18 protein-coding genes are annotated in these 20,331 nt (G+C 57.6%); all 18 read right to left on the bottom strand.

Translation table 11 applies throughout. From position 1 onward, the window contains the following. Positions 1-58 precede the first annotated feature (58 nt). The 18 genes from secM to cra all read right to left on the bottom strand — a co-directional run bounded on the left by secM (position 59) and on the right by cra (position 20,321). The gene (gene secM, locus ET34_RS0100490) at positions 59-565 is read right to left on the bottom strand and encodes a secA translation cis-regulator SecM (RefSeq protein ID WP_031518557.1); all 507 of its coding nucleotides are present in this window, start codon (positions 563-565) and stop codon (positions 59-61) included. 295 nt (positions 566-860) lie between these two features. Further along, a complete protein-coding gene (lpxC, locus tag ET34_RS0100495; RefSeq protein WP_031518558.1) occupies positions 861-1,778 on the bottom strand; it encodes a UDP-3-O-acyl-N-acetylglucosamine deacetylase in 918 nt (305 codons plus the stop codon). A 101-nt stretch (positions 1,779-1,879) separates the two neighbouring features. Beyond that, the gene (gene ftsZ, locus ET34_RS0100500; protein ID WP_031518560.1) at positions 1,880-3,031 is read right to left on the bottom strand and encodes a cell division protein FtsZ; all 1,152 of its coding nucleotides are present in this window, start codon (positions 3,029-3,031) and stop codon (positions 1,880-1,882) included. Between the two features lie 63 nt (positions 3,032-3,094). Next, entirely contained in the window at positions 3,095-4,351 is a 1,257-nt protein-coding gene (gene ftsA, locus ET34_RS0100505) for a cell division protein FtsA (protein ID WP_024548575.1), read from the bottom strand. A gap of 14 nt (positions 4,352-4,365) precedes the next feature. Next, the gene (gene ftsQ / locus ET34_RS0100510; protein WP_031518562.1) at positions 4,366-5,202 is read right to left on the bottom strand and encodes a cell division protein FtsQ; all 837 of its coding nucleotides are present in this window, start codon (positions 5,200-5,202) and stop codon (positions 4,366-4,368) included. A gap of 1 nt (position 5,203) precedes the next feature. Beyond that, positions 5,204-6,124: a D-alanine--D-alanine ligase gene (locus ET34_RS0100515; RefSeq protein WP_031518564.1), complete on the bottom strand. Its 921-nt coding sequence runs from the start codon at positions 6,122-6,124 to the stop codon at positions 5,204-5,206. Beyond that, the gene (gene murC / locus ET34_RS0100520; RefSeq protein ID WP_031518566.1) at positions 6,117-7,592 is read right to left on the bottom strand and encodes a UDP-N-acetylmuramate--L-alanine ligase; all 1,476 of its coding nucleotides are present in this window, start codon (positions 7,590-7,592) and stop codon (positions 6,117-6,119) included. The genes ET34_RS0100515 and murC overlap by 8 nt, the downstream gene beginning before the upstream one ends. 70 nt (positions 7,593-7,662) lie before the next feature. Further along, positions 7,663-8,730 (bottom strand): undecaprenyldiphospho-muramoylpentapeptide beta-N-acetylglucosaminyltransferase, encoded by a 1,068-nt coding sequence (murG, locus tag ET34_RS0100525; protein ID WP_031518568.1) that lies wholly within the window; start codon positions 8,728-8,730, stop codon positions 7,663-7,665. Then, a complete protein-coding gene (gene ftsW / locus ET34_RS0100530; RefSeq protein WP_031518570.1) occupies positions 8,727-9,971 on the bottom strand; it encodes a cell division protein FtsW in 1,245 nt (414 codons plus the stop codon). Before ftsW ends, murG begins: the two co-directional genes overlap by 4 nt. After that, complete coding sequence (murD, locus tag ET34_RS0100535; protein WP_031518572.1) at positions 9,971-11,287, bottom strand: UDP-N-acetylmuramoyl-L-alanine--D-glutamate ligase; 1,317 nt, start codon at positions 11,285-11,287, stop codon at positions 9,971-9,973. The genes ftsW and murD overlap by 1 nt, the downstream gene beginning before the upstream one ends. A 2-nt stretch (positions 11,288-11,289) precedes the next feature. Further along, positions 11,290-12,372: a phospho-N-acetylmuramoyl-pentapeptide-transferase gene (gene mraY, locus ET34_RS0100540; RefSeq protein WP_031518574.1), complete on the bottom strand. Its 1,083-nt coding sequence runs from the start codon at positions 12,370-12,372 to the stop codon at positions 11,290-11,292. Then, positions 12,366-13,724: a UDP-N-acetylmuramoyl-tripeptide--D-alanyl-D-alanine ligase gene (murF, locus tag ET34_RS0100545; RefSeq protein WP_031518575.1), complete on the bottom strand. Its 1,359-nt coding sequence runs from the start codon at positions 13,722-13,724 to the stop codon at positions 12,366-12,368. Before murF ends, mraY begins: the two co-directional genes overlap by 7 nt. Beyond that, a complete protein-coding gene (gene murE / locus ET34_RS0100550) occupies positions 13,721-15,208 on the bottom strand; it encodes a UDP-N-acetylmuramoyl-L-alanyl-D-glutamate--2,6-diaminopimelate ligase (RefSeq protein WP_072001924.1) in 1,488 nt (495 codons plus the stop codon). The genes murF and murE overlap by 4 nt, the downstream gene beginning before the upstream one ends. Next, complete coding sequence (locus ET34_RS0100555; protein ID WP_031518579.1) at positions 15,195-16,961, bottom strand: peptidoglycan glycosyltransferase FtsI; 1,767 nt, start codon at positions 16,959-16,961, stop codon at positions 15,195-15,197. Before ET34_RS0100555 ends, murE begins: the two co-directional genes overlap by 14 nt. Before the next feature lie 18 nt (positions 16,962-16,979). Then, positions 16,980-17,351: a cell division protein FtsL gene (ftsL, locus tag ET34_RS0100560; RefSeq protein ID WP_031518580.1), complete on the bottom strand. Its 372-nt coding sequence runs from the start codon at positions 17,349-17,351 to the stop codon at positions 16,980-16,982. After that, positions 17,348-18,289, bottom strand: a complete 942-nt coding sequence (rsmH, locus tag ET34_RS0100565; protein WP_031518582.1) for a 16S rRNA (cytosine(1402)-N(4))-methyltransferase RsmH — start codon at positions 18,287-18,289, stop codon at positions 17,348-17,350. Before rsmH ends, ftsL begins: the two co-directional genes overlap by 4 nt. 2 nt (positions 18,290-18,291) lie before the next feature. Beyond that, positions 18,292-18,750, bottom strand: coding sequence for a division/cell wall cluster transcriptional repressor MraZ (mraZ, locus tag ET34_RS0100570; RefSeq protein WP_031518583.1), 459 nt, complete (start codon positions 18,748-18,750; stop codon positions 18,292-18,294). A 566-nt stretch (positions 18,751-19,316) separates the two neighbouring features. Next, positions 19,317-20,321, bottom strand: coding sequence for a catabolite repressor/activator (gene cra, locus ET34_RS0100575; RefSeq protein ID WP_031518585.1), 1,005 nt, complete (start codon positions 20,319-20,321; stop codon positions 19,317-19,319). Between the last annotated feature and the right edge of the window lie 10 nt (positions 20,322-20,331).

Raw genomic sequence — 20,331 nt, forward strand, 5'->3', positions numbered from 1 at the left:
AATAAATTCTCAAACGCCTCGCTTTCGCGAGAAAATAAATGTGAAAGTAGAAAAGTTGTTAGCTGAGGCGTTGAGGTCCGGCACGAATGCCCTGCACCTGACTTAGCCAGGCGAGGACACTGAAAGCGGCAAGGGTGTCGCGTTCCGGTGTGATAACGAAACGGGTAATGAAAGAGGGTAAGCCTTCCTGCGTCAGCAGCGCGCTAAGCGTATCCAGCAGCGCAATATGGTGCGCCTGAAGCGGCAGGGTATCTTCCGCCACCGGCAACACCTGTGGGGCCATGGCGAAAGAGAGGTGGCGAATGACGGTGCGGATCGCATGCTGGTGCCAGTAATCGACGCTAAAGGAGGGGCGTCTGGCTGATTCCTGAATGCGGATAAAGCTGGTGACATCGACAAGCGGGCTACGGCCTGGCGTAATGGCTGAGGTTTCAGCTGGCGCGTTCTGGCCGGTATTATTATTTAGCGCGGGCAGGCCAAGGCTTGCCGCGACCATCCCCAGAAGGAGATGCGGCCAGAAGTAACGTCTGCCAAATTGTCGCCACCGCGTTAAAATTCCAGACACCTTGCTCACCTGGACCTGTCGGATATTCCCGGTCCGCTTGTAATGTTAATAACCCCGAATATTAGCATCAATCCCACGCACAGGCAGCACGAAACATGCCGTAACGATCGGTTATCTTTTTTATGTGCCGGAGAAATCGTCACAAAACCGTAAAGCAGATGTGCGAAGGTAACTTCACACCGTGAATGGCAGCAGGAAAGAGGCGGTGGGGCTAACATCAGAAAACAAAACGACTGGCCTTCCTGGCCGGAGAGAGTGCCAGGTTAACCAGTCGTATTGGTTATAGGGTTTTAGCTTATGCCAGAACCATCGAAGGTGCTTTGAATGCCAGCGGCAGTTCTGCTTCGTCTTCGTAAGTCACATACTCCCAGGCTTCTTGTTTAGCAAGAACCGCCTGCAGCAGTTTGTTGTTCAGCGCATGGCCGGACTTGTATGCCGTGAACGCACCGATAATGTTGTGACCACACATAAACAGATCGCCAATCGCATCCAGCATTTTGTGACGAACAAATTCGTCTTCAAAACGCAGGCCGTCTTCGTTCAGTACGCGATAATCGTCAACAACGACGGCACAGTCGAAGCTGCCGCCCAGGCACAGGCCGCGGGACTGCAGATATTCGATATCACGCATAAAGCCGAAGGTACGCGCGCGGCTGATCTGACGCATAAAGGCGTCGGCCGAGAAATTCATGCGATAGCGCTGGTTACTGGCATCAATCGCCGGATGGTTAAAGTCGATGGTGAAATCCAACGAAAAACCATTAAACGGCTTGAACTCAGCCCACTTATCGCCATCTTCAACACGAACAGTCTCTTTAATGCGGACGAATTTCTTCGCAGCATTCAGCTCTTCGATACCCGCATCAAGAAGCAGATATACAAACGGCGCAGCACTGCCATCCATAATCGGGATTTCCGGCGCATCGACTTCAATCATAATGTTGTCGATACCCAGACCCGCCAGGGCGGCGTTCAGGTGCTCTACGGTAGATATCCGCACGTCATGCTCATTGACCAGGCAAGTACAGAGCATGGTATCACGCACAGATTTGGCATCAGCCGGGAAATCTACCGGTGGATTCAAGTCGGTACGACGATAGATGACCCCGGTGTTTGCCGGCGCAGGGCGCAGCGTCAGCGTGACTTTTTTGCCGGTATGTAAACCGACGCCAGTCGCCTGAACGATACGTTTTAATGTCCTTTGTTTGATCATCGTATAATCTCGCCAAATTACTTATCCAACCGAAAGTGTATATCACAAACGGCAGGGCATTTTAGCACAAAGAGCGCAAAATCCCAACTTCCGGTTTATTCTTAATCAGCTTGCTTACGCAGGAACGCTGGAATGTCCAGATAATCAGGCTCTTTCGCCGCTTGTGTAGTGTTGTCGTTGACCACTTTAGAAGCCGGTTTCTGCTCCTGGGTCAGCGGCGCCATACCGTGCTGCTGGTAGCGATCCATCACCGGTTGCTGCTGCTGTTTGTTGGTTACCAGCGTAATTTCCGGACGCTTATCCATGCCAATGCCGGTAGCCACAACGGTGACGCGCAGTTCGTCGTTCATCTCTGGATCCAGAGAAGTACCGATAACCACGGTGGCGTTGTCGGAGGCGAAGGCGCGAATGGTGTTACCCACGGTTTCGAACTCGTCCAGACGCAGGTCGAAGCCCGCCGTGATGTTAACCAGTACGCCGCGCGCGCCGGAAAGGTCGATATCTTCCAGCAGCGGGCTGGAGATCGCCATTTCTGCCGCTTCTTCCGCACGATCTTCACCGCTTGCCACGCCGGAGCCCATCATCGCGTAGCCCATTTCGGACATCACGGTGCGCACGTCAGCGAAGTCGACGTTCATCAGACCCGGACGGGTAATCAGCTCGGCAATACCCTGTACCGCGCCTTTCAGCACGTCGTTCGCCGCGCCAAACGCGTCGAGCAGAGAGATACCGCGCCCCAGGACTTTCAGCAGCTTGTCGTTCGGGATAGTGATCAGAGAATCGACATGCTTGGAGAGCTCAGAGATACCCTGCTCTGCGAAAGCCATACGCTTTTTGCCTTCAAAATTGAAAGGCTTAGTCACGACAGCAACAGTCAGAATACCTAAATCTTTTGCCACTTCAGCAACGACCGGTGCCGCACCCGTACCGGTGCCGCCGCCCATGCCGGCTGCGATAAAGACCATGTCCGCACCTTCCAGCGCAGCACGCAGGCCTTCACGATCTTCTTCAGCGGCGTTACGGCCGACTTCAGGATTCGCGCCGGCACCCAATCCTTTGGTGATGCCGCTGCCGATCTGAATAGTCTGACCAACCGCGGTTTTACGCAGTGCCTGCGCATCGGTGTTTACCGCGAAGAACTCCACGCCTTCGATGCGCTCGCGCACCATATGTTCGACGGCGTTGCCACCGCCCCCACCGACGCCGATGACTTTAATCACCGCGTCGTTGGTCAGTTCCATAGGTTCAAACATAGTTTCTCTCCGTTTATGCCTGTTCGCCTGAGACCGTTAATATTTTGCGGTCTCTTTAAAAAATTAAAACTCTTTTCTCAGCCAGCTGTTGATTCGCTTGATCCACGAGCCGACCGAGGCACGTTTTTCCACTTCCGCTTCACCGCTCAGATGGGACTCTTTCCCATAGTGCAGCAGACCAACGGCAGTAGAGTAATAGGACTCCTGGGCGTAATCAGTAAGGCCAGTAATATTTAACGGCTGACCAATACGCACCTGCGTATGGAATACGCGCTGTGCACAGGCTGCCAGGCCTTCAATTTGTGCCGCGCCGCCGGTTAACACAATCCCCGCCGCAAGATGATGTTTGACGCCCTGCTGACGGAGTTGCTCTTGTAACTGTAAAATTTCTTCGTTGACCAGGTTGAGCAGCTCGGTATAACGCGGCTCAATGACCTCAGCCAGCGTCTGGCGTTGCAGGCTGCGCGGCGGACGACCGCCCACGCTAGGCACTTCTACGCTTTCGTCTTTACCGACGATCGAGCCAAGCGCACAGCCATGGCGTACTTTGATCGCTTCCGCATCGCTCGGCGGCGTACCAAAGGCATAAGCAATATCGCTGGTCACCACGTTGCCAGCATACGGTATAACCTTGGTGTGACGGAGCGCTCCGCCGGTATAAACGGCGATATCCATTGTACCACCGCCAATATCCACCACGCAGACCCCGAGTTCACGCTCATCTTCAGTTAACACTGAATAGCTCGACGCCAGACCTGCAAAGATGAGTTGGTCAACTTTCAGACCACAACGTTCAACGGCTTTAACGATGTTTTTCGCCATATCGTTGTGACATGTGATCAAGTGCACTTTTGCCTGCATGCGCACCCCGGAAAGCCCTACCGGGTTTTTAATACCTTCCTGGTAATCAATCGCGTACTCCTGGGGAATCACATGGAGCACACGGTGTTCATCGCGCACGCGTACAGATTTAGCGGTATGGACCACATTCTCAACGTCTTCCAGCGTCACCTCTTCCTCGGAAATCGGCACCATCCCGATTTCGTTCTGGCAACTGATATGTTTACCAGAAAGCGCCAGATAGACCGATGAGATTTGACAGTCTGCCATAAGTTCGGCCTGGTCAATCGCGCGTTGAACGCACTTAACCACCGACTCCAAATCGTTTACCCCGCCTTTATCCATACCGCGCGACGGGCAACTGCCCACGCCAATGATATTGATCATACCGTCGGGCAGAACTTCCCCTACCAAAGCGGCAACCTTCGCGGTGCCAATCTCCAGTCCAACTACCAATTTTCTGTCCGTCGCCTTGATCATTGCTGTTCTGCCTGTCACTGATTCTGTTGCTGAGTCGGTTGCTGATTCAATTCCTCGACCGGAGCGGGCGCAGGCGCCCAGCCCACTGCCGCACCGGACTCATAGCGCAGGTCGACATAGCTGATGATTTTGCCATCGGCCTGCGCCTGCTGCTGCAATACCGGGTAAAGCTCGATAAAGCGTTCAAGACGCTTTATTGTGTCGCCGCGTCCCAGGTTGAGCTTGATATCGTTACTCAGCGTCAACTGCCAGGAGCGGCGGGCGGTCATTGCCGCCTCCTTCAGAGCGAGCTTATCTTTCGCCAGCACAGCGCCCATGCTGCGATATCCCTGAAGGACTTCATTCTCACTGCCTTCCGGCCCGTAAAGCATCGGCAGCGCCTGTTTACTGGTGCGTTCTGCCGGTGCGCTGAAGGAATTTCCATCAGCGTCAATCATGTGCTGGTCATTCCACCTTGCCAGCGGCACATATTCAACCAGATGAATCTTCAATTCGTCCGGCCATTGCTTTCTTACGCTTGCCTGCTTGATCCAGGGCAGACGTTCGATCTGACTTTGAATGATGTTGACGTCCTGGGTCATAAAGGTTCCCGGCGCGCCGAGTGCCAGTATTGACTGACGAATATCATCATTACGCGTGTAGTGGCGCTCGCCAGTCACGACCAGCTTCGACAGCGGAAGACGCTGGGCGTCCTCCATCCAGCCGAGCACCACCCAGCCGCTGAAAAATATGGTGCACAGCACCATCAGCAGGAAAATAATGCCTGCCAGACGCGTTCCATTATTCCGGCGGGAAGCAGCGTTTTGCTGCTCCTCAGCCCGGGCTCGCGCGTTCAGCGCCGCCTGAGACATATCAGTCAGCCAGCTCCAGAATACGAACCACCAGCTGCGAGAAGCTCATGCCAGCCTGACGGGCCGCCATCGGCACCAGGCTGTGGCTGGTCATCCCCGGCGAGGTATTCACCTCTAACAGGTAAAACTGTCCGTCGCTGTCCTTCATCACATCCACACGTCCCCAGCCACTGCAGTCGAGGATATTCCAGGCGTTACGCACCAGATCGCCTAATAACTGTTCTTCGTCGTCGCTCAAACCCGCAGGGCAAAAATACTGAGTCTCATCAGAGAGATATTTCGCCTCATAATCATAGAAGATACCTGCCGGTTGGATACGAATAGACGGAAGAATATCGTTACCCAACATCGCAACTGTGAACTCAGGCCCGCTTAACCATTTCTCAACCAGCACTTCGCAGTCGTGCTCGAAGGCCAGTTCCAGTGCGCTAACAAGCGCATCGGCGTGCTCAACGCGGGACATGCCCACGCTTGAACCTTCGCGCGCCGGTTTCACGATCAGCGGCAGACCAAGCGCTTCAATGGCGCGCTGCGTTTGCTGGCTCAGCCCGTCAGCAAACTGCGCGCGCGTCAGCGCGACCCATGGAGCAACCGGCAAACCCGCTCCCTGCCACAGCAGCTTGGTACGCAATTTATCCATGCCAATGGCAGACGCCATCACGCCGCTACCGGTATAAGGCAGCCCGAGCAGCTCCAGCACACCCTGCAGGGTGCCGTCCTCGCCGCCGCGCCCGTGCAGCGCGATAAAGACTTTGTCGAAACCCTGCTCTTTAAGCGTCATCACCGAACGCTCGCGCGGATCAAACGGATACACGTCCAGGCCCGCTTCTTTCAGGCCAGCCAGTACCGCTGCGCCGGACTGCAGAGACACGTCGCGCTCGGCAGAATCACCGCCAAAAAGGACCGCGATTTTATCACTCATGCGATTCTTCCTCCGGCTTTTGCGGCTGCAGCTTGATATCAGCCAGGTTTCTGGCAATTTTGCCAATGTTTCCGGCGCCCTGCACCAGAATCAAATCATTGCCGGTCAACACCGGTGCCAGCATATCCGCCACGCGGGCAGCGTCAGGCACCAGTATCGGGTCAATCTTGCCGCGCCCGCGAATCGTACGGCACAGCGAGCGGCTATCCGCGCCCGGGATCGGTGCCTCACCCGCCGGGTATACGTCCAGCATCAGCAGCACATCCACTTCGGTCAACACGTTAGCGAAATCATCGTAGAGATCGCGGGTACGCGTATAGCGGTGTGGCTGGAACACCATCACCAGGTTTTTATCCGGCCAGCCCGCACGCGCCGCCTTGATCGTGGCGTCCACTTCGGTCGGATGATGGCCGTAATCGTCCACCAGCATCGCGCTGCCCGGTTTGCCATTTACCGTCGCCAGCGGATATTCGCCGAGGAAGTCGAAACGACGTCCGGTACCCTGGAAACTCTCCAGCGCACGCAGAATTGCGTCATCCTCAATACCCTCTTCGGTTGCTACCGCTACCGCCGCCGACGCGTTCAGGGCGTTATGGCGGCCTGGCGCATTCAGGGTCACCTGCAGCGCCGGTTTATCCTGACGCACGATGGTAAAGCGCCCTTGCGCCCCGCTCTGGCTGTAATTCTCAATGCGCACATCAGCGTCTTCGCTGAAGCCGTAAGTCGTGGTCTGGCGTCCGACCTGCGGAAGCAGCTCGCGGATCACCGGATCGTCGATACACATTACGGCACGCCCATAAAACGGCAAATTGTGCAAAAAGTTGATGAATGTTTGCTTTAAATTTTCGAAGTCGCCCTGGTATGTATCCATGTGGTCGGCTTCAATATTGGTGACAATCGCCACCATCGGCTGCAAATGCAGGAACGACGCGTCACTTTCATCCGCTTCGGCAATCAGATAACGGCTGTGCCCGAGGCGCGCATGGGTGCCTGCAGCTTTCACCAGGCCACCGTTAACAAACGTCGGGTCCAGACCGGCTTCGGCGTAAATGCTCGATACCATGGCAGTGGTCGTGGTTTTACCGTGGGTACCTGCTACCGCAATACCGTGACGAAAACGCATCAGCTCAGCCAGCATCTCTGCGCGGCGGATCACCGGGATACGCGCTTCGCGCGCAGCCACGATCTCCGGGTTATCTGCAGAGATCGCGCTCGACACCACCACCACGCTCGCATCGAGCACGTTTTCCGGGCGATGGTTGAAGTAAATCGTTGCGCCAAGCTGCGTCAACTGCTGGGTTACCGGGTTCGGCGCCAGATCGGACCCGCTGATCTGATAGCCCTCGTTGGCCAGCACTTCGGCAATACCGCCCATTCCGGCGCCGCCGATGCCAACAAAGTGAATGTGCCGGACGCGACGCATCTCGGGCACGATAGAACGCAGTTTCGCCAGTTGTTGTGTATTCATTCTCTAACCTGCGGCGCAGCGCGCCAAATAAACATCAAAAATCATACCCGCCCTGTGGGCCGGCCTGTCGTTACGCCAGTGCTACGGCGCGGACCTCATTTGCTACCCGCTCGGTGGCATCCGGAATGGAGGCCGCGCGGGCGTGAGCCGCCATTGTCATCAGCGTCGCGCGATCCCACCCGGCAAGGGTTTCGGCTACCGCGTCCACGGTGAACTGAGGCTGCTCAAGAATTTTTGCCGCGCCGGCTTTTTCAAGCGGCAGCGCGTTCCAGTACTGCTGACGATCCTTATGCTGGAACGGAACGAACAGCGCCGGTAAACCTGCCGCCGCCACTTCGCTCACGGTCAGCGCGCCGGAACGGCACACCACCACATCCGCCCAGCCGTAGGCATCGGCCATGTCGTCAATGAATTCAGTCACCTTGTGCTGGGGCTGCCCGGCATCGGCATAGGCTTGCTGTACCGTTTCCAGCCCGCCTTTTCCGCTCTGATGCCAGATCGTCACGCGTTCACCCAGACGGCCTGCAACCTGCGGCATGGTCTGATTCAGAACCCGCGCGCCCTGGGAACCGCCGACCACCAGCACACGCACCGGGCCTTCACGCCCCGCCAGACGCTCCTGCGGCAGTGGCAGCGCCAGCACATCGGTACGCACCGGATTGCCGACCACATCGGCGTCAGGAAACGCACCGGGGAACGCCTGCATCACCTTTTTCGCCAGCTTCGCCAGCCATTTATTGGTCAACCCGGCAATACCGTTTTGCTCATGCAGCACCACCGGAATGCCCAATGACCACGCGGCCAGTCCGCCGGGGCCAGAAACATAACCGCCCATGCCCAACACCACGTCCGGCCTGAAGCGTTTCATGATGGCGCGCGCCTGACGCCAGGCATTAAAGATACGCACCGGCGCCAGCAGCAGGGCTTTCAGGCCCTTGCCGCGCAGCCCGGAAATACGGATGAAGTCGATGTCAATGCCGTGCTTTGGGACTAAATCCGCTTCCATACGATCCGCGGTGCCGAGCCAGCGCACCTGCCAGCCCTGAGCCATTAAATGGTGCGCAACCGCCAGACCGGGAAAGACGTGTCCGCCCGTTCCGCCTGCCATCACCATTAATCGCTTCGCTTGCCCTGTCATCGTGAACCTCGTGTAAACGCCTGGGCATTTTCCAGACGCGTTTCATAATCTATGCGTAATAAAAACATGATGGCCGTCGACATGATCAGCAGGCTCGAACCGCCGTAACTGATAAGCGGCAGTGTCAGACCTTTGGTCGGCAGCATACCCGCCGCCGCACCAACGTTTACCAGTGCCTGGAAGCTGAACCAGATACCGATAGAACAGGCTAAAAAGCCCGAAAAACGCTGATCGATCTCAAGGGCGCGACGCCCGATGGACATCGCACGGAAAGCGACGAAGAATACCATCAATAATGCAAGTACCACACCGATATATCCGAGTTCTTCCCCGATAATGGAGAAGATGAAGTCGGTATGTGCTTCCGGAAGATATTCGAGTTTCTGCACCGAATTCCCCAGCCCCTGCCCCCAGAGTTCGCCGCGGCCAAACGCCATCAGCGACTGGGTTAGCTGGTAACCGCTGCCGAAGGGATCTTCCCACGGGTTCCAGAACGAGGTAACGCGGCGCATACGGTACGGCTCAGCGAGGATCAGCAGGACCACCGCCGAAATGCCCATGCCGATAATGGCGAGGAACTGCCAGAGTTTCGCCCCGGCAAGGAACAGCATCGCCAGCGTAGTAACGAACAGCACCACCACGGTTCCGAGATCAGGCTGGGCCAGCAGCAGTACTGCCATCACCAGAATCACGCCCATCGGTTTTAAGAAGCCGCGCAGGTTGTTACGTACTTCATCAACCTTGCGTACCAGATAGTTAGCCAGATAGCAGAACAGCGACAGCTTCGAGAGCTCCGCCGGCTGAATACGCAGCGGCCCGAGCGAGATCCAGCGCGATGCCCCGTTGACCGAGCTGCCCACCACCAGCACGATCAGTAGCATGATGATCGAGGCGATGAGCATCGCCGCGCTGTGACGCTGCCAGAAGGTCATTGGCAGACGCAGCGTAATCATCGCCAGCATAAACGACAGCAGCAGATAGAGCGCATCACGCTTGGCGAACAGGAAGGGATCGTCCGCCAGACGTTGGCCAACCGGCATTGACGCCGAAGTCACCATAATAAAACCGATGGCCGCCAGGCCGAACGTCAGCCACAGCAGGGTGCGGTCGTACATCACCAGACTGGTGGTGTCTTTCTCGCGCGAGCCCATGACCCAGCCCTTTAGCGCGGAGAACAGCCATACCAGCACACCAGCGCCAGGCACTCGCGGCACGCGAAGACGCGGGAGAGAGAGACGCATCAACCAAGCTCCTTCGCCAGACGGGTGAATATCTCACCGCGCTGCTCAAAATTCTTAAACTGATCGAGGCTGGCGCAGGCCGGTGACAGCAGCACCATATCACCCGGCTGCAGCTGCCCGGCGAGGCGCTGAATGGCCTGCTCCATCGTCCCGGTCTGTACTGCGACGTCCGGGCGCAGACCGGCCAGCAGCGCACCGTCGCGTCCGAAGCACCACAGGCGAATATTATCGCCGTCGAGGTAGCGACGCAGCGGTGAGAAATCGGCTGACTTCCCGTCACCGCCCAGTAGCAGATGCAGCGTGCCGTCAACCTGTAGCCCGTTCAGCGCCGCTTCGGTACTGCCGACGTTGGTGGCCTTCGAATCGTTGATCCAGCGCACGCCATTATGCTGCCAGGCGAGCTGGAAGCGGTGCGGCAGACCGGTAAAGGTGGTTAACGCCTTCAGGCTACTGGCGCGCGGCAGGCCGGCGGCATCCGCCAGCGCCAGCGCCGCCAGGGCGTTGGTGTAATTGTGCTGACCTACCAGCGTCATCTCTTTGACGTTCAGGACTTTCTCGCCCTTTACCCGCAGCCAGGTCTCGCCCTGCTGACGGTTAAGGTGATAGTCGCCCACGTCGATGCCGAAGCTGATGCAGCGCTCATCCGCGCCGCGCACCGGCATGGTCAGGGCATCATCCGCATTCACCACGCAGGTGGTGGCGTTTTCATAGATGCGTAGTTTCGCACCGCGATACTGCTGCAGTCCGAACGGGTAGCGATCCATATGATCTTCGGTCACGTTGAGAATTGTGGCCGCTACCGCTTTCAGGCTGCTGGTGGTTTCCAGCTGGAAGCTGGAAAGCTCCAGAACGTAAAGCTCACGGCCCGGCTCGAGCAGCATCAGGGCTGGCAGGCCAATATTGCCGCCAATGCCAACGTTGACGCCTGCCGCTTTCGCCATCTCGCCGACCAGCGTGGTAACGGTGCTTTTGCCGTTAGAGCCGGTGATCGCCACGATGGGGGCCTGCGCCTCACGGCAAAACAGTTCGATATCGCCAACGATCTCCACGCCAGCCTCCGCCGCTGCACTCAGCGACGGGTGTGCCAGCGCCATACCAGGGCTTGCGACAATCAGATCCGCCGCCAGCAGCCAGTCATCGTTCAGGCTGCCGAGATGGCGCTCGACCGTTTCCGGCAGCTTATCCAGCCCCGGCGGCGTCAGACGCGTGTCCATGACGCGCGGCGTTACGCCACGCGCGAGGAAGTAATCCACGCAGGACAGCCCGGTGAGACCCAGTCCAATAATGACGACGTTTTTGCCCTGGTAAGCAGACATAGTTAACGCACCTTCAGGGTTGCCAGGCCAATCAGCACCAGCATCAGCGAAATAATCCAGAAGCGCACGATGACGCGCGGCTCCGGCCAGCCTTTCAGTTCATAGTGGTGATGAATCGGCGCCATACGGAAAATACGCTGGCCGCGCAGCTTGAACGAGCCAACCTGCAGGATCACCGACAGGGTTTCCACCACGAAGACGCCGCCCATGATCAGCAGCAGGAACTCCTGACGCAGCAGCACGGCGATGATGCCAAGCGCGCCGCCCAGCGCCAGCGAGCCGACATCGCCCATAAATACCTGCGCCGGATAGGTGTTGAACCACAGGAAGCCAAGCCCTGCCCCGACAATGGCGGTACACACAATCACCAGTTCGCCAGCGTGACGCAGATAAGGGATATGCAAATAGTTGGCGAAGTTCATGTTACCCGTCGCCCAGGCCACCAGCGCAAAGCCCGCCGCGACCAGCACGGTCGGCATAATAGCCAGACCATCAAGACCGTCGGTCAGGTTGACCGCGTTACCGGTGCCAACAATCACGAAGTAAGCCAGCAGGATGTAGAAGATGCCGAGCTGGGGCATCACGTCCTTGAAGAACGGCACCACCAGTTCTGTCGCAGGGGTATCTTTCCCGGCCAGATAGAGCGCAAAGGCTACCACCAGCGCGATGACCGACATCCAGAAATACTTCCAGCGCGCGATCAGGCCTTTGGTGTCTTTACGCACCACTTTGCGATAGTCATCGACGAAGCCAATCGCGCCGTAGCCTACCAGCACGAACAGCACGCACCAGACGTACGGGTTTGACGGGTAGGCCCAGAGCAGCACCGACACCACGATAGAGAACAGGATCAGGATGCCGCCCATGGTCGGGGTGCCGCGCTTGCTGAAGTGCGACTCCGGACCATCGTTACGCACCACCTGACCAAAAGAGAGCTCCTGCAGGCGCGCAATCAGGCGCGGCCCCAGCCACAGAGAGATAAACAGCGCGGTCAGCAGGCTGACAATGGCCCTGAACGTCAGATAGGAAAAGACGTTAAAGCCGGAATAATATTTGACCAGATGTTCGGCCAGCCACACTAACATGTCCTGTTCTCCTGTAATGCGTGTACTACCTCTTCCATGGCGGCACTGCGTGAGCCCTTCACTAAAATGACGATCGGGGAATGTTCAGCGATAAGCTGCTGTAAACGCGCGATTAACGCGCCTTTTTCTTTGAAATGTTCGCCAGCCAGGCTGGCACTGCTGATAGCTTCGCTCAGTGTGCCGACGCTCAGCACCAGGTCAACGCCTGCGGCTTTCGCCGCCTCGCCCACCTGACGGTGGCACTCCAGCGCGTCGTCGCCCAGCTCCGCCATATCGCCAACCACCATCACGCGCATGCCTGGCATTTCGCTCAGCACCTGCGCGGCGGCGGTCATCGAGCCGACGTTAGCGTTATAGGAGTCATCCAGCAGCAGCTGGTTTTCACTCAGCGGGATCGGGAACAGACGGCCCGGCACGGCTTTGAGCGTGGCGAGGCCAGCTTTCACCGCGTCGAGCGACGCGCCTACCGCCATTGCCAGCGAGGTTGCTGCCAGCGCATTAGCAATGTTGTGGCGACCCGGCAGCGGCAGCGTGACGTCGATATTGCCGACCGGGGTCTGCAGCGTGAATTCAGTTCCGTGCGCGGTCATGTGCACGTTAGTGGCGGTAAAATCGCTCTGTGCCGCGTTGGGTGAGAAACGCCAGGTTTTACGCTCGCCAATAACGCTCTGCCAGTTCAGCCAGTCGTTATTGTCGGCGTTGATAATGGCAATGCCGTTAGCGGGCAGGCCGGTGAAGATTTCGCCTTTCGCTTTGGCAACGCCGGCAAGCGAGCCGAAACCTTCGAGATGCGCTGCCGCCAGGTTATTAACCAGCGCCGCTTCCGGACGCGTCAGGCTGACGGTCCAGGCGATCTCGCCCTGGTGATTCGCGCCCAGCTCAATGACGGCATAGTCGTGCTCCGGGGTGAGGCGCAGCAGCGTCATTGGCACGCCGATGTCGTTGTTGAGGTTGCCGGCGGTATAGAGCGTGTTGCCGCACTGATTCAGGATCGAGGCGGTCATCTCTTTTACCGAGGTTTTACCGGAGGAGCCGGTGAGCGCGACCACGCGGGTTGGCACCTGCTGGCGCACCCAGGCACCCAGTTCGCCAAACGCCAGACGCGTGTCTTCCACTACCAGCTGCGGCAGATCGGTCTCCAGCAAACGGCTCACCAGCAGCGCGCCCGCGCCGCGATCTTTCGCCTGCTGTGCAAAATCGTGCGCGTCAAAACGCTCGCCCTTCAGCGCGACAAACAGGCAGCCCGGGGTGATTTTGCGCGTGTCGGTGGTCACATCGTCGATGGCGATATCTGCGCCGTGATGGTCGGCGCGCAGAATACCTGCGAGCTGGCTCAGTGAGACGCGGATCATGCTACCACCCCCAGCAAGCGCGCTGCGGTAACGCGATCGGAATAGTCGAGACGGCGGTTACCGACAATCTGGTAATCCTCATGCCCTTTACCGGCGATCAGCACGACGTCGTTTTCCTGCGCCTGCATAATGGCGTTGGTCACCGCTTCGGCACGGCCTTCAACGGCGCGCACGCGGCCTGCGTCCAGCATGCCCGCCAGGATATCAGTGATAATCGCTTTCGGATCTTCGGTGCGCGGATTGTCGTCGGTCACGATCACCACGTCAGAGAACTCTTCAGCAATCGCGCCCATCAGCGGACGTTTGCCTTTGTCACGATCCCCGCCGCAGCCGAACACACACCAGAGCTTACCGGCGCAGTGCAGGCGCGCGGCCTGCAGCGCTTTCTCCAGCGCGTCAGGCGTATGAGCATAATCCACCACGACAGTAGGTTTGCCCGGTGCGCTGAACACTTCCATCCGGCCACAGACCGGCTGCAGGCGGGAAGCGGTTTTCAGCAACGCGTCGAGCGGATACTCCAGCGCCAGCAGCGTAGCCAGGGCCAGCAGCAGATTGCTGACGTTAAACGCGCCCATCAGGCGGCTTTCGATCTCGCCCTCGCCCCATGACGAAGAGAAACGAATAGTGGCTCCGCTGTCGTGGTACTCCACCGCGTCGGCGCGCAGCCAGCGGCCATGACAACCGGGATTGATGTTGTTTTCCATCGACACCGCAACGGCGTCCGGCAGACTCGCCAGCCAGCGGTTACCGACTTCATCGTCGGCATTAACGATTGCCTGCCCATAGTGATGGCTGGAGAACAGCTGCCATTTCGCGGCTTCGTACTGCTCCATGTCCCCGTGATAATCGAGGTGGTCGCGGCTGAGGTTAGTAAATACTGACGCGGCAAATTTCAGTGCCGCTACGCGATGCTGCACCAGGCCATGCGAAGAGACCTCCATCGCCGCCAGCGTTGCGCCCTGATCTGCCAGGTTAGCGAGTACTTGCTGTACGTCTACCGCCGAGCCGGTGGTATTTTCGGTGGGGCTGACTTTACCCAATAGACCATTACCGACGGTACCCATTACGGCGCTGGTTTCGCCCAGCAGCTGCGCCCACTGCGCCAGCAACTGGGTGGTAGTGGTTTTACCGTTGGTCCCGGTCACACCGACCAGACGCAGCCGGTCAGAAGGCTCATGGTAAAAACGGCCTGCCAGCGCGGAAAGACGCTCCGTCAGCTGGCTGAGATAGATAACCGGCACGCCATGCATTTCGCGCACTTCACCATCGGTCGCCTCGCCCTGAGCGTCCGCAATAATGGCTGCGACGCCCTGTGCGATTGCCTGCGGGATATAACGACGCCCGTCCGCCTGATGACCGACCACTGCTACAAAAAGATCGCCTGCGGCAGCCACACGGCTGTCGAGGGTCATCTCGCGTAGCGCTCGCGCAGGTAGCCCGGCTACCCACGGAGCAAGAAGGTCGCGCAAATTACGATCTGCCACCTGTTGCCTCATCTCGATTAATCACGAATTCGTTTTTCTCACCCGTTGCCAGCGCGTCCGGTTCGATATTCATGGTGCGCAGTACGCCGCCCATGATGGCCCCGAATACCGGCGCTGAAACGGCACCGCCGTAATATTTACCTGCCTGCGGATCGTTGATCACCACCACCAGCGCAAAACGCGGCTGGCTGGCTGGCGCAACGCCCGCGGTGTAAGCAATGTATTTGTTGATGTACTTCCCGTCCGGACCGACTTTTTTCGCGGTACCGGTTTTAATCGCGATACGATAGCCCTTGATGGCTGCCTTCACCCCGCCGCCGCCCGGCAGCGCCACGCTCTCCATCATATGGACCACGGAGCGCACCAGCGATTCAGGGAACACGCGTTCACCCGGTACCGGTGGGTCGACTTTGGTTATCGACAGCGGACGATAGATGCCGTAGCTGCCAATGGTTGCGTAGACACGCGCTAACTGTAACGGCGTTACCATTAGCCCGTAGCCGAAAGAGAAGGTGGCCCTCTCTATGTCAGACCACCGTTGTTTTTGAGGATATAAGCCACTGCGTTCTCCGACCAACCCCAAATTGGTCGCCTTTCCCAGTCCAAAGCGTGAGTAAGTATCTACTAACGCTGAGGATGGCATCGCTAACGCCAGCTTGGATACACCGACGTTACTCGACTTCTGTAGTACTCCGGTCAGCGTCAGCTCGCTGTAGCGCGCGACGTCTTTAATCTCATGACCGTTGACCCGATATGGCACGGTATTAAGCACCGAGTTTTCCTGCACCACGCCGCGCTGAAGCGCGGTCATCACCACCATTGGTTTTACGGTTGAACCGGGTTCAAACACGTCGGTGATGGCGCGGTTACGCATTGCGTCTTTCGGGGTGCCTGCGAGGTTATTCGGGTTGTAGGAAGGGCTGTTCGCCATCGCCAGCACTTCGCCGGTATTAACGTCCACCAGCACGGCGGTACCGGATTCTGCTTTGTTGAACGCCACCGCGTTGTTCAGCTCGCGATAAACCAGCGCCTGCAGACGTTCATCAATGCTGAGCGTCAGGTTGTGCGCAGCCTGGCTGTCGGTAGAGGAGATATCTTCAATCACGCGGCCATAACGGTCTTTACGCACCACGCGCTCGCCCGGCTGGCCGGTGAGCCACTTGTCGAAGCTCTTCTCCACGCCCTCAATGCCCTGACTGTCGACGTTGGTAAAGCCAATAAGGTGCGCGGTCACGCCGCCGGAAGGGTAGTAGCGACGCGACTCTTCACGCAGGTGAATGCCGGGCAGCCTGAGTTTTTTGATGTAGTCGCCAAGATCGGGATTGACCTGACGGGCAAGATAGATGAAGCGCCCTTTCGGGTTAGCATTAACGCGTGCCGCCAGCTGATCGAGGGGGATCTTCAACGCATCGGAGAGCGCTTTCCAGCGGTTATCCAGCGTAATGCCGCCCGCATCATGCAGCTCTTTGGGATCGGCCCAGATGGCTTTCACCGGCACGCTCACCGCCAGTGGACGACCGGAGCGATCGGTGATCATCCCGCGCGACGTGGCGACTTCCTGCACGCGCAGGGAACGCATATCGCCCTGGCGCACCAGCATGTCGGGGTTGATGATTTGCAGCCAGGCTGCACGTCCCAGCAGTAACGCCAGCGCGAGAAAAATACAGCCGCACAGCAACGCAAAACGCCAACTGATAAAGTTGGCCTGTTCGTCCTGACGTTTTGGTTTTAGCGTCTTACCCGCTGCTCTCATGCGTTTACCATGACTGCATCATTCCTGTTTTTGAACCACAATGTTTTCCTGCGACGGATCGACGTGCTGCATCTGGAGCTTATCCGTTGCGATCCGCTCAACCCGGCTGTGATCGCCGAGCGCGTTCTCTTCGAGGATCAGGTTGCGCCACTCGATATCCAGCGCGTCACGCTCCAGCACCAGCTGCTCGCGCTGGGCGGTAAGCAGACGGGTGTGGTGCGCGGTTGTCACCACAATGATGGCGGTAACGATGATGGCGATGAACAGACAGAGTGGCAGTTTCCCCTGACGCAGAAGATCGCTGCCGATCACGCCAGGCAATGCATGGCGCTCGGTGCTTCCTAACGATCCCGTTACCCTGCTGAGGGTCTCCGACACTCTGCCGATCATGCGTTCGTCCTCTCTGCAATACGCAGCACTGAACTACGGGCGCGTGGGTTTTCCGCCACTTCTTCTTCGCCCGGCATCATTTTTCCTAATGCCTTCAATTGACGACCACCCAGCTTGCTGAGCTGCGCCTCGGTCATCGGTAACCCGGCCGGAACCTGCGGACCGCGGCTCTGTTCGCGCATAAAGCGTTTTACAATGCGGTCTTCCAGCGAATGGAAACTGATAATCGACAGCCGCCCGCCCGGGGCCAGCGCGTCAATCGAGCCTTTTAGCGCCGACTCGATCTCCTCCAGTTCACTGTTGACCCAGATGCGCACCGCCTGGAAGGTACGGGTCGCCGGGTGTTTGAATTTGTCTTTCACCGGCGTGGCGGCAGCAACCACTTCAGCCAGCTCTTTGGTACGCGTCATCGGCTGCTCGCGGTTACGCTCGACGATAGCGCGGGCGATACGTTTCGCAAACCGCTCTTCGCCGAAGGTCTTCAGCACCCAGACAATGTCCGCTTCTTCGGCTTTCAACAGCCATTCCGCTGCTGACTGGCCGCGGCTTGGGTCCATACGCATATCCAGCGGCCCGTCGCGCATAAACGAGAAGCCGCGCTCCGGATCGTCAAGCTGCGGTGAAGAAACGCCAAGATCGAGAAGAATGCCGTCGATGCGACCAACGAGCTCAAGCTCGCAGACATAGTCAGCGAGCGCAGAAAAAGGACCGTGCACGATGGAGAAACGCGGATCGTTGATCGCCTGTGCCGCGGCAATCGCCTGCGGATCGCGATCGATCGCAATGAGACGCCCGTGTTCGCCAAGCTGCGACAAAATCAGGCGTGAGTGTCCACCACGGCCAAAAGTGCCATCAATGTAAATGCCATCGGGACGAATGTTGAGGCCGTTTACGGCTTCGTCGAGCAGCACCGTGGTGTGTTTAAAGTTATCCATCATGGTTATAGCGATAAATCCTGAAGCCGCTCAGACAAGACGTCCGATGACGACTGTTCAGCGTCAATATCATCCCTGACTTGTTGATACCAGGTCGTTTCATCCCACAGCTCAAACTTATTGAACTGTCCGACCAGCATCACTTCTTTTGTCAGCCCGGCGTGCTGCCGCAGCACGGGCGCCAGGAGCAAGCGCCCTGCGCTATCCATCTGGCATTCACTGGCATGCCCTAACAACAAACGCTGCACGCGGCGCTCGGCGGGGTTCATGCTCGACAGGCGTGACAGTTTCTGTTCAATAATTTCCCATTCGGGAAGGGTATAAAGCAGCAGGCAGGGGTGATGAATGTCAATGGTGCAAACCATTTGACCGGAAGCGGCCTCAATCAGCGTTTCCCGGTAACGGGTAGGCACGGATAACCGCCCTTTGCTGTCGAGATTGACTACGGTTGCCCCTCGGAACATGCCAGCCTCACCCTGAATAAACCCTGAGCCCCACTTTACCCCACAAAATACCACCACGAGTTTACGGAGCGGAGGAAAAGCTTGTCAAGACGGCACCTGCGCCGACCCTGGCAATTGTTTCTGCTTTAACGGGTGATGAACGCCAGAATTAATACTGATAAACCGGCGAGGTGAAATTAACGCCATGAATATTTGTAAGAAAATGACTAACAAGCATGAAACCGTTAAATCCAGGCTGGATACGAATTAAGTGAAATAAGTACTCAGTTTGCGACGCGGGCAGCATTTTAAGCCATATCGGGTAAAGAGGACAGCACCAGATTCCAGGCCCGGCCTGCCGGGACGCGCAATGTTAGGGATGCGGAAGCAGCGCGCCGGATTAATCGTTAACGTTACGACGCGTTTAGCATTTGATGTGTAACAAAACACTACCTGCGCAATGAATGGTTACGCCTGTATAAGCAGTAACGGATTGCAGTACGCAAAAATAGTCGGTTTTTTTACCGTGAGGTTACGGCGTCTGGATTAGTCCGAATATAAATAAAGGCAGCCTGGCTGCCTTTATTTTATGCCCGGCTTAAGCTGCCGCGGCGATAAAGGCTGCGCTTAATACGACTCAGCCCCGGTTTAGGTTTACGCGGTTCGTCCAGATTCGCCAGCACCAGTTCAAGCACCCGCTCTGCCACTTCGCGATGACGCTGCGCCACCGCCAGCACCGGGCACTGAATAAAATCCAGCAGTTCGTTGTCGCCGAAGGTGGCAATCGCCAGTTCCGTCGGCAGTCGCCCTTCACGCTTAAGCGTGACATCCATTACGCCCTGTAATAAAGGAAACGAGGTGGTAAACAGCGCCTGCGGCATCGGGTTAGTTTCCAGCCATTTTTCAAACAGTTGCCCGGCGGCGTCGCGCTCGTAGCTGTTGGCGTAAAGGTATTTTACCTCGCGCGGATCGTCCTTCCACGCCGTGCGGAATCCCTGCTCCCGCAGAAAACTCACCGACAGCTCGGGTAACGCGCCCATATAAAGGACGTCCTGCGCCGGGAATTTACGCAGCTCTTCGGCCAGCATCTGGGCATCATCCTGATCGGCGCCGACCACGCTGGTGAAATGTTCACGATCGAGTGCGCGATCCAGTGCGACGATAGGGAAAGTGTCGTTGGCCCAGCGCTGATAAAACGGATGCTCCGGCGGCAGGGACGTGGAGACAATAATGGCATCAACCTGACGCTGTAACAGATGCTCAATGCAGCGCATCTCGTTATCCGGCTGATCTTCAGAACAGGCGATCAGCAGCTGATAACCGCGCTGGCGTGCCTGACGCTCAAGATAGTTGGCAATGCGGGTGTAACTGGTGTTTTCCAGATCGGGAATAACCAGCCCAATTGAGCGGGTACGACCGGCGCGCAGCCCGGCAGCCACGGCATTGGGGTGATAGTTATGCTCACGCACTACTGCCATCACCTTCTCAACGGTCTTGTCACTGACGCGATACTGCTTCGCTTTGCCGTTGATGACATAACTCGCCGTTGTACGGGATACGCCAGCAAGCCGCGCGATTTCGTCCAGTTTCACAATTGCCCCT

Origin of the sequence: Siccibacter colletis, assembly GCF_000696575.1 — a bacterium.
Lineage (GTDB): Bacteria > Pseudomonadota > Gammaproteobacteria > Enterobacterales > Enterobacteriaceae > Siccibacter > Siccibacter colletis.